Origin of the sequence: Bradyrhizobium sp. 31Argb (assembly GCF_043638955.1) — a bacterium.
GTDB lineage: Bacteria > Pseudomonadota > Alphaproteobacteria > Rhizobiales > Xanthobacteraceae > Bradyrhizobium.
The window spans coordinates 1-10,913 of record NZ_JBEGDB010000272.1; the positions used below are offsets into that span (position 1 = coordinate 1).

Annotated in this window: 5 protein-coding genes and 2 pseudogenes; all 7 read left to right on the forward strand. The window is 63.0% G+C overall.

What is annotated here, in order from left to right; all coding sequences use genetic code 11:
• Nucleotides 1–438: 438 nt before the first annotated feature.
• The 7 genes and pseudogenes from AAFX91_RS33630 to AAFX91_RS33660 all read left to right on the forward strand — a co-directional run bounded on the left by AAFX91_RS33630 (nucleotide 439) and on the right by AAFX91_RS33660 (nucleotide 10,857).
• Nucleotides 439–1,929 carry a replicative DNA helicase gene (locus tag AAFX91_RS33630; RefSeq protein WP_394569439.1) on the forward strand — a complete coding sequence of 497 codons (1,491 nt, stop codon included), beginning with the start codon at nucleotides 439–441 and terminating at the stop codon, nucleotides 1,927–1,929.
• 435 nt (nucleotides 1,930–2,364) lie between these two features.
• Nucleotides 2,365–2,541 (forward strand): hypothetical protein, encoded by a 177-nt coding sequence (locus tag AAFX91_RS33635; RefSeq protein ID WP_394569435.1) that lies wholly within the window; start codon nucleotides 2,365–2,367, stop codon nucleotides 2,539–2,541.
• Nucleotides 2,542–2,745: 204 nt separating this feature from the next.
• Nucleotides 2,746–3,672 carry a DUF3991 domain-containing protein gene (locus tag AAFX91_RS33640; RefSeq protein WP_394569436.1) on the forward strand — a complete coding sequence of 309 codons (927 nt, stop codon included), beginning with the start codon at nucleotides 2,746–2,748 and terminating at the stop codon, nucleotides 3,670–3,672.
• A 131-nt stretch (nucleotides 3,673–3,803) separates the two neighbouring features.
• On the forward strand, nucleotides 3,804–4,202 hold the full coding sequence (locus AAFX91_RS33645; RefSeq protein WP_394569437.1) for a hypothetical protein: 399 nt from the start codon (nucleotides 3,804–3,806) through the stop codon (nucleotides 4,200–4,202).
• Nucleotides 4,203–4,504: 302 nt separating this feature from the next.
• Nucleotides 4,505–5,091: pseudogene (locus tag AAFX91_RS33650) on the forward strand (DUF1419 domain-containing protein).
• Nucleotides 5,092–5,102: 11 nt separating this feature from the next.
• Nucleotides 5,103–5,591, forward strand: coding sequence for a hypothetical protein (locus tag AAFX91_RS33655; protein WP_394569438.1), 489 nt, complete (start codon nucleotides 5,103–5,105; stop codon nucleotides 5,589–5,591).
• Nucleotides 5,592–5,834: 243 nt separating this feature from the next.
• Nucleotides 5,835–10,857 (forward strand): annotated as a pseudogene (locus AAFX91_RS33660) (helicase-related protein).
• The last annotated feature ends 56 nt before the right edge of the window (nucleotides 10,858–10,913 follow it).

Consider the following 10,913-nt stretch of genomic DNA (forward strand, 5'->3'; position numbering starts at 1 on the left):
GACCGAGTCCGCACCCAGCTCGCCGACATCGGCAACAGACCAGCTTTGGTGCGTTCCTTCTTCAAGCATCCAGATGTTGCCTATAGTTCTGACCGATGAGTAATACCCATGATCAAAGCGATTGCGAGGCGCTTAACAATGATCTCAAGCGATTTTATCGGCTCTTGTTCGCCTTTCACCACGAGAGAATTGGGCGTCGCCCTGCGGGCCGGGCTGTGGGGCTGCGCTGAAGCCCCGCAAGTGGGTCTTCCCCCTCTCGGGCTGCCATCCCTGACGCAAACGGGCGGGCTGCCCACCCACGAAAAGTGCGAATCGATTGGTTTTAGCTTTATTGGCGGTACACTTCCGCCTGGAGGGCGATTCGTTGCCCATCCCTTGCACGATCCTTTGTTCTTCGTAGGTCCTGCACTTCAACCTCGGGTCGGCGGGCGGACCAACATGGCAGAAGCAGCATTCAAACTGAAACCGTTAGAAGTTCCGGCTTACCGCGAGCCGCCGCACAACATCGAAGCCGAGCAAGCGCTGCTCGGCGCCATGCTGATCAACAACGACGCCTTTCATCGTGTTGCTGACTTCCTGAAGGCTAACCATTTCTTCGAGCCGCTGCACGGTGGCATCTTTGAGGTGATCAGCGAACTGATCGGCTCAAACAAGGTTGCCAATCCGATCACGCTCAAGACCTTCTTTCCCGCCACTCTCATTGTCGCTGGAATATCGATTGCGCAGTATCTTGCGCGCCTCGCTGCGGAAGCGACGACGATCATCAACGCGGTCGATTACGGCCGGACTGTTTACGATCTTGCGGTGCGACGCGAGTTGATTAGGATCGCCGAGGACATGCTCAATGGCGCATTTGAAGCGCCAATCGATAGTGCTCCGGCTGATCAGATTCAGCATGCCGAACAGCTTCTATACGAAATCGCCGAAACGGGGCGCTATGGCGGAGGCTTCGAGACGTTCGAGACCGCACTCGACAGCGCCATTGATAGAGCTGCACAAGCGTATCAGTCGGATGGAAGGCTTTCTGGTCTTGGGACCGGCCTCAAGGACCTCGATGCCAAGATGGGCGGTCTTCAACCAACGGACCTCATCATCATCGCCGGCAGACCAGGCATGGGAAAGACATCACTCGCCACCAACATAGCTTTCAACGTCGCAAGCACCTACGACGCGGCACAACAGGTTGACGGCTCGCTAAAGCCCGTGGCCGGGGGTATCGTCGCCTTCTTCTCACTGGAAATGTCGTCGGAACAGCTTGCCACCCGTGTGCTCTCCGAACAGTCGGAAGTCCCCTCCTCCAGCATCAGGCGTGGCGCCATTGGCGAGGCCGATTTCAGCAGGCTGCTCGACCACCGCCAGAAAATGCGCCGCCTGCCGCTCTTCATCGACCAGACCGGCGCGCTGTCCATCGCCCAGCTCGCCGCTCGCGCACGCCGTCTGAAACGACAGCGGGGCCTGCACCTCATTGTCGTCGACTATATTCAACTCATGCAGGGCAGATCGCAGCGCGCGACGCAGAATCGCGTTCAGGAAATCACGGAGATCACGACGGGTCTGAAAGCGCTGGCAAAGGAACTCAACGTCCCTGTCGTTGCGCTGTCCCAGCTCTCGCGCGGGGTCGAAAACCGCGATGAAAAACGCCCGCAACTCTCCTATCTGCGCGAGTCAGGCTCGATCGAACAAGACGCCGACGTCGTCTTGTTCGTCTATCGCGAAGAGTACTATCTCAAGAACAAAGAGCCGAAGCCCGGCACCGACGACCATCTCACCTGGGAATCCGAGATGAGGGACGCGCGCGGCAAGGCGGAAGTCATCATCGCGAAGCAGCGGCACGGTCCGACAGGAACAGTGGCCATGACGTTTCAAGGGGAATTCACTCGCTTCTTCGACCTGGTCGAAGACAGCCGTTTGCCGCGCCGATCGGATTAAGCCCCGACTCTGGTCGCTCCTTCCACACGTTGTTTGGTCGGTCACAAGCCATCGGGTCGAGCAATATCAAGTCAGTTCTACGGTCATCGCGCCGTCGACGTTACTGTCAACCTGATCTGAGCTAGTTCGCGCCCATCGTACGGTCGCTTATTCAAGGAAGAGGGATCACATTTGTTCTCGGTCTCGATGTCGCCGGCATGGACTCACCGGCGCGAGATGTACAGTTCAGTGAACCCACTTCCGGAGAAGGACCACCCCGCTCTCGAATGGGCTTTCCTTGGTTCAAGCGCGGCCTTCCACGATCAACCCGCAAGGGGTTCGCTACGCAAGCGTGCGACCTCTTCGGCTTCGCCTGCGAGGTGACCGCAGCCGCCCCCGAACACTTCGGCGCCTGTCGAGCGGGGATGGTCCCCGCCGCAAGACGGGAGCCGTTCAATGTCGCACAATCTCACGCTCGCTCAGAATCATGCCTTCGATCTCGCCCGCACGCTGATGGTGCCGGTCATCCTTTTCCAGACTGAGAACGAATTCGGTGTGATGGTTTCCAGCGAATACGACGGCGAGCAAGACGCCATCGTTCATGAATACGATCCCTGGTCCCCGGCTCATTGAGCCGGGTGACCGGCTGCCGCTGGCGCCTTGCCGGCTGCAAGGGAGGCTTCGCCGCGCACCAGATGCGGCGATTGACGGTTGGTCAGCGCGCCCTTGCATTCGGCAGGCTTCGCGGCCGGTCGGGGATGTTCCGCAAAGCTAGGAACAAGTGAGACCAACAGAAGAAAGGGCCGGACGTCGCCTGCGCGATCCCGGTGCGGACAAATGGACAAGAGAGAAATCGAAGGGCTGCGCGAAAAGGTCGGCTGCCCGGCCCTGCTGGAGAAAGACGGCTGGAAGGTCGACGTCAAGGAAAGTACCCGCCGTGCGATCAAATACCGACGCGACAGCAACATCGTCATAGTCATCCACCAAGGCCGCGGCTGGTTCGATCCCTTGTCGCCGGCGAAAGGGGACGTGTTTTCGCTTGCCGAACACCTCGGCGCCGACGGTTTCGTCGAAGCGTGTGATCGTGTTGCGGATGTGGTTGCCTTCGTTCCCAGCGCACCTGCGCGGCAGCGCCCGGCAAGGCCGAAGGCCCTTGCGTCTGTTGCAGAACGGTGGGGACATCGCTTCAAGCCGCGTCCCGACTCGCCAGCCTGGATATATCTCACCGGCGAGCGCGCGCTGCCAGCCGACATCGTGAAGCAGGCCATCGCGTGCGGCCGATTGCGAGAGGGTCCCCAAGGCAGCATGTGGGCGGCGCATAGCGATTCTGTTGGTGCGCTGACGGGGTGGGAGGAGCGTGGACTAAAATGGCGCGGTTTCGCCACTGGCGGCGCCAAAAAGCTTTTCCGCTTTGGGCCGGCCGGGTCGGAACGGATCTGCATCACCGAGGCGGCGATCGATGCCATGAGCGTCGCCGCGATCGAGGGGCCGCGCCCCGACACACTTTATGTCAGCACCGGTGGCGGCTGGTCCCCGGCGACGGATGAAGCCATCCGCAGTCTGGCCAAGCGCGCCAACGCCCGGCTCGTGGCCGCAACTGACAACAATCGACAGGGCGACGTCTATGCGGATCGCGCTCGTGCCATCGCCGCAGAAGCGAGCGCGGGGTATGCGCGGTCGCGACCGCGCGCCGACGATTGGAACGAGGATCTGAAGGCGCTGGTCAAGAAACTGGAGAAAGAGCTGGTCGCGAAAAACGGGTGAGCGAGCCGTTGCCGCATCCCCGCCCGTCACGTCAAGGGAAGCTGCGCCCGCGTTCCGCGGCCCTTGACCCGCCGGATCGCCGAAGCGGCCTCTCTGAGGGTGTTTGCAACACCCAACGGGAAGGCTCAGCCATGCCTCTGTTCACGATCGAGACAACCTATCGCTTGCCGGCCTATCGTCAGCATACCTATGAGGCCGTGAGCATTGACGAGGCCTGCCGGCATGCCATCGACGACGACGATTGGTCTGACGAGAAACGTGACTACGAGTCCGCCGGTGAAACTTTTGTGACCGGCATCTGGGCCGGCGAAAGCGCCGCCTATAGCGGCGCTGCGCAGTCGATTCCGTCCCACTATGCCGAGACACCGCAGCGCATCGCCCTGCACTTCAAGGTGCTGCTCGGGCTCATCAAGGTTCTCGCGGGCCAAGGCGACATCGAAAAGCCTGACCGCGCCTTCTGGCTTGAGCGCGGACAGCCGGCGATCGTCAGGGCGGAAGCGCTTCTCGCCGGCGAGCGCGACCCGGATTGAGTGAGTTGGTGCGCGCCGGCCCGAAGATGAGTGGGTCGCATGGTGGCACGGTGTCCGGGCCCCCGCCGCATGAGCGCGCAAGCAGGGTTCGAGAAAAAGGAGTGGGGAGAACGGGAAAACCGAAAACGCGCTGCCGCATGCCCGGCCGGCGCGTCAAGGGTGAAGCTTCGCCGCGTGCCGCGGCCCTTGACCCGCCGGACCGGAGAGGCGGCTGCCGAGAAGGTGTGACGAAGGACTGAAGTGATGAGGAGATCAGGCGGATCCCGCGCGCTTCAGCCCGGCCAGGCCAAGAGGAGCCGCCGATGCACACCTCCCCGACAATCCGCAAAATCTTCGAGGGCGTTGCGACACGCCATGACATGTATCGCATGTTCAACCGCCATCGTGGCAATCCGACCATGGCCGACGGCAATACCGGCCATCTCTTCGCCGGAGCGAAGCCGACCACGATTATATGTTCGAGATCCTGCCGCCGCTGTTCATGCGGCCCGACATGTTCGCGATGCGCGAGTACCTGACCGGCAGCGTCACGAGCGTCTTCTTCTCGCCCTCGATCGACGGGCGCAAGCGTTTCTTCCACAGCTATTGCGATCTTTCGGACAAGGCGTCTCCGGATCGCACCAAGGCGGCGATCATCGAACGCGAATCGCGGCCGGTCCGCGCCATGACGCGCGAAGAACGCCTCGATCACATCTGGTCAAGCACCCACGAGGATTATCGCGGCTATGCCGGCGAGCGTTGGCCCGCCGCGCTTCGGGGCAGGCGTACGGTGCTGGTCTATGCCGGCCGGGAGGGCACGGTCCTGAAGCTGCTCCACGATCTGACCGAACAGGAGATCGCGGAAAAGCTGCCGGTGCAACTGCGGCATCTTCCGCAACTTGCGGCCTGAGGGAGGACTTCATGGCGGACTATCACTCCCCGACCGTTGTCCAGCGGAACATCCCGGCGGTGGACATAACACCGCTGGAACGCCTGATCCTCGACCTCGTCTTCGACGCGGAGATTGAGGAGTGCGGTATCTATTATCATTCATGGTGCGGCCTGAATGATGTCGTCACCCTGTCCGTCGAGGATTTGCGGACTGCTTGCGCGGCTTCGCACGAACAGGGTGAAAGCAGCATAGGCAACCACGTCATCGCGCTGCTCGCACGATACGACGCAGACGCCGGCGGCGATCCGCCTGACGACATCGACGTCGACCTCACCGGCTCCGACTCCGGCTGGGACCAGATGTTCGGGGATATCGTACGCCGCTCGGCTGCGATCAACGAGATCGTGGTCACAACAGCGTTTACCTGCACGAAGATGCGGCCGGACGGCTTCGGCGGCAGTGTGATGCTCATCACGGCCGATGCTATCCGCTACCGATCCACAACTGAGATCCTTTAAGAGTTCTGGAACGAGGCCGCCAAGGCGGCCGCGGCTCGCCAAGTCCCCACGTCCACGGACAGCGCCCATAGGCGGCGTTCCCTGATGCACGCGACACGCCCGGCCCAAGCGCCGGGCTTCGCTTTTCTAGCGCCGGCAGATCGCCCGGTCGCTCCACCAACCCGATGCGAACGCTATCGCCCGCCTGCCTGGTCCTGCCTGGCGGGAGGACGGCACGCGCCTCTTTCACAAGGAGATTCTTCTATGGCGCATAATGATCCCTTCACCCTCGATCTCTTCGGCAACACCTCGCTGGCGTCCGGCCTCGGGCTTGGCGTGTCGGCCTTCCCTACGCCTATTGAAGTCGACGATAACGATCACGCTCGATCGTCGCCAACACCAGGCCGTTGTTCGGTTGTGTCGTCTCCTTCGACGCCGGCACCGACCCAGGGTAAGAAGTTTCACCTCATTGGGAATCGAGGGCTTGCGAAGAGCTGGCGCGACCGCGCGCGGGATAATCTCGCAGCGATACGGCTTGCAGCGTTGATCGAGGCCGAAGGCCGGCAGGCGACGTCGGACGAACAGGCCCACCTCATTCGATTCACTGGCTTCGGCGCGTCCGAACTCGCCAACGGCGTCTTCAGGCGCCCGGGCGAGGACGCGTTCCGGAATGGCTGGGAGGAGATCGCCGGAGAACTCGAGGGGCTTGTGGACGCCGGGTCCTACGCTTCGCTCGCCCGCTGCACCCAGTACGCCCACTTCACGCCGGAATACATCGTCCGCGCGGTCTGGTCGGGTGTAGCGCGGCTTGGCTTCCGCGGCGGCCGGGTGCTCGAACCCGGCATTGGCAGCAGCCTTTTCCCGGCGTTGATGCCGGCAGGACTGCGCGACTACTGCCACATCACCGGCTTGGAGCTCGACCCGGTGACCGCCCGGATCGCGGAACTCTTGCAGCCACGCGCCAAGATCCTCAACGAGGATTTTGCCCGAGCCGAGCTGAAGCCGCACTTCGACCTTGCGATCGGCAACCCGCCTTTTTCCGACCGCATCGTGCGCAGCGATCGTGCCTACCGTGCGCTCGGCCTGCGCCTGCATGACTACTTCATCGCGAAGTCGATCGATTGCCTTAAGCGCGGCGGGCTCGCCGCGTTTGTCACGTCCTCTGGCACGATGGACAAGACGGATGCATCCGCACGCGAGCACATTGCCGCGATGGCCGACCTCGTCGGCGCAATCCGGCTGCCGGAGGGCAGCTTCCGGGCCGAAGCCGGCACCGACGTCGTCGTCGACATTCTGTTCTTCCGCAAGCGGCTCGACGACGAGCCCGCCCAGAACGGTGCGTGGCTCGATCTCGCCGAGGTCCGCGCCGGGACCGAGGATGAGGGAGCGATCCGGATCAACCGGTATTTCACCGAGCATCCGGAGATGGTGCTCGGCACACACGCTCTCGCTTCGGGCCCGTACGGCGAAGCCTACACTTGCCTGCCGCGCGCAGACACCGATCTGGACGAGGCGCTCGCGGCCGCGATCCTCCATCTGCCGCAAGCGGTTTACGATGGGATGCCGGAGGCGATCGGTCCGGATGATTGCGAGGTGGCTGTTTGCGGAACGCGTGAGGAGTACGGTTCCTCCATCCGCGAAGGCAGCTACTTCATCGGGTCGAACGGCGCCTTGATGCAGGTGATCGATGGCACGGCCGCCACCATCAAGGTGAAGAAGAGCCGGTCGGCCGACGGCATCTTCGAGAAGCATGCGCGCCTCATCCGCAAGCTGATCCCGATTCGCGATGCCGTGCGCGAAATCCTCAAGACCCAGGAGGCGGATCGGTCCTGGAACCAGTCACAGATCCGGCTTCGCATCGCCTGGAGCTCCTTCGTTCGGGATTTCGGACCAATCAACACCACGGTCGTGTCGTCCGTCGAGGATGAAGAGACCGGCGAAGTGCGCGAGACGCACCGTCGACCGAATCTCGCGCCCTTCGCGGATGATCCCGATTGCTGGCTCGTCGCCTCGATCGAGGACTACGACCTCGAGAGCAATACCGCGAAACCGGGGCCTCTTTTCACCGAGCGCGTGATTGCTCCGCCGCCGGCGCCGGTCATCACCTCGGCGGTCGACGCGCTGGCTGTGGTGCTCAACGAGCGCGGCGCCGTCGACCCGGCGCACGTCGCGGAGCTCCTGCACGGCGATGTAAACGCCGTGATCGATGAACTCGGCGAGGCTATCTTTCGCGATCCGGAAAACGGCTCGTGGCTGACAGCGGACGCCTACCTCTCGGGCGCCGTGCGCTCCAAGCTCGCCGCCGCAAGCGCGGCTGCCGAGCTCGACCCGGCCTTCGCCCGCAACGTCGCAGCGCTCGAGCGGGTGCAGCCGCCTGATCTGCGTCCCTCCGACATCACCGCCCGTCGGCGCGCCCTGGATCCCCGCGGCCGATATCATCGCCTTCGTCAAGGAAACGATGGAGGCAGACATCACGATCCACCACACGGCCGAACTTGCCTGCTGGACCGTGAATGCGCGGCAGCTGTCGTGGACGGCGGCGGGCACGACCGAATGGGGCACGCATCGCCGCCACGCCGGCGAACTCCTCTCGGACGCGCTAAACTCCTCAATCCCGCAGATCTTCGACACCGTGAAGGAGGGCGACAGCGAGCGGCGCATCCTCAATACGGTCGAGACCGAGGCAGCCAAGGAGAAGCTCGCCAAGATGAAGAGCGCATTCCAGACCTGGATCTGGTCCGATCCGGACCGCACCGATCGCCTGGCGCGGCTCTACAACGACACTTTCAACAACATCGTTCCCCGTCATTTCGACGGGTCGCACCTTCAGCTTCCAGGCGCCTTTTCTCTCTACGGGCACCAGAAGCGTGCCATCTGGCGCATCATCTCCTCCGGAAGCACTTACGTCGCCCACGCCGTCGGCGCCGGCAAGACGCTCTCGATCGCGGCCGCGATCATGGAGCAGCGCTGGCTCGGCCTGATCAATAAGGCCATGCTTGTCGTGCCGGGCCACTGTCTTGCGCAGGCGGCGCGCGAGTTCCTGGCGCTCTACCCCAATGCCCGTATCCTGGTCGCCGACGAGACCAATTTCGTGAAGGAGAAGCGCCACCGTTTCCTGTCGCGCGCGGCGACCGCGAATTGGGATGCGATCATCATTACCCATTCGGCCTTCAAGTTCATCCCCATCCCGTCAGCCTTCGAGCAGCAAATGCTGCAGGACGAGCTCGAGGCCTACGAGGAGTTGCTCACCCGCATCGACTCGCAGGACCGGCTCTCGCGCAAGCGCGTCGAGCGCATGAAAGAGGGCCACAAGGAACGGTTGGAGGCGCTGGCGTCGCGCAAGGACGACCTGCTGACGATCTCGGAGATCGGTATTGACCAGATCATCGTCGACGAGGCGCAGGAGTTCCGGAAGCTCTCCTTCGCCACCAACATGACGTCGTTGCGCGGCGTCGACCCAAACGGCTCGCAGCGCGCGTGGGACCTATACGTGAAATCCCGCTACGTCGACATGAAGAACCCCGGCCGCGCACTCGTGCTCGCTTCCGGCACGCCGATTACCAACACGCTTGGCGAAATGTTCACCGTGCAGCGGCTGATGGACCACCCGGCGCTGCGCGAGCGTGGTCTGCACGAGTTCGACGCATGGGCGTCCACTTTCGGCGACACGTCGACCGAGTTGGAGCTCCAGCCCTCGGGCAAGTACCGGCCGGTGACGCGCTTCGCGCAGTTCGTCAACGTCCCCGAACTCATCGCCATGTTCCGCTCCTTTGCCGACGTGGTGCTGCCGGAGGACCTGCGCGGCTTTGCGAAGGTCCCGAGCATCGCGGGCGGCAAGCGCCAGATCGTTACCGCGGAGCCGACGGCGGCCTTCAAGGCTTACCAGCGCCTGCTCGACGAGCGCATCACCGCAATCGAGGAACGCGACCGCGCGCCGGAGCCCGGCGACGACATCTTGCTCTCGGTCATCACCGACGGCCGACACGCCGCGATCGACCTGCGGCTGGTCGATCCGGCTCAGGGCAATGAAGCCGGAAACAAGCTCAACGCCCTCGTCGTCAACGCCTTCCGCGTCTGGACCGAGACCGGCGCGCGCACCTATCGTCGCAAGGACGGCCAGCCCTTCGACAAACCTGGCGCAGGCCAGCTCATCTTCTCGGATCTCGGTACCGTCTCGGTCGAGGCCACGCGTGGCTTCTCGGCCTATCGCTGGATCAGGAATGAGCTCGTCCGTCTCGGCGTGCCGGCGTCGGAGATCGCCTTCATGCAGGATTTCAAGAAATCCGAGGCGAAACAGCGCCTGTTCAACGATTTTAACGCCGGCAAGGTGCGGTTCATCATCGGCTCGTCCGACACGATGGGTACGGGCGTCAACGTGCAGCTTCGACTGAAGGCCTTGCATCATCTCGACGTGCCGTGGCTGCCCTCGCAGATCGAACAGCGCGAGGGTCGAATCGTCCGGCAGGGCAATCAACACGACGAGGTCGACGTTTTCGCCTACGCGATGCTTGGATCGATGGACGCCACGATGTGGCAGAACAATGAACGCAAGGCCCGCTTCATCGCCGCCGCGCTCTCCGGCGACACCAGCGTCCGCCGACTCGAAGACCTCGGCGAGGGTCAAGCGAACCAGTTCGCGATGGCGAAAGCGATTGCTAGCGGCGATCCGCGATTAATGCAGAAGGCGGGACTCGAGGCTGAGATCGCTCGCCTCGAACGGCTATGGGCCGCGCATATCGACGACCAGCACGCCATCCGGCGGCAGATCCGCGATGCCGAGCGCGAAATCGACCTCTCGGCGCGCCGCATTGGCGAGATCGGCGAGGACATTGCCCGACTCGTTCCAACGGGCGGCGACGCCTTCACGATGACCGTGAAGGACAAGCGATACGCCGAGCGCAAGCCCGCCGGCCGTGCGTTGATGCAGGAAATCCTGACCCTCGTGCAGCTTCAGCACGAGCACGAGACGGTTATCGCCTCAATCGGAGGCTTCGACGTGACTTTCGAGGGCGAGCGCTTTGGTCGCGATGGCTACCGCTACATCACGATGCTTCATCGCACCGGCTCCGTGTTCGAAGTTGAACTCCCGATGACCGTGACGGCGCTTGGCGCCATTGCCCGGCTCGAGCATACGCTCTCCAACTTCGACGGCGAGCAGGAGAACTATCGCCGGCGCCGCGCCGATGCGCAAAGACGTCTCGCCACCTACGGCGCCCGCGTCGGCGAAGCCTTCGCTTTCGCCGCCGAACTTGAGCTCAAGCGCGCCGGACTAGCATTACAGTTGTAATTGACTGAGGATTCTGAATCCATGGGCAACCATGATTCGAAGATCGTGGACGCAGG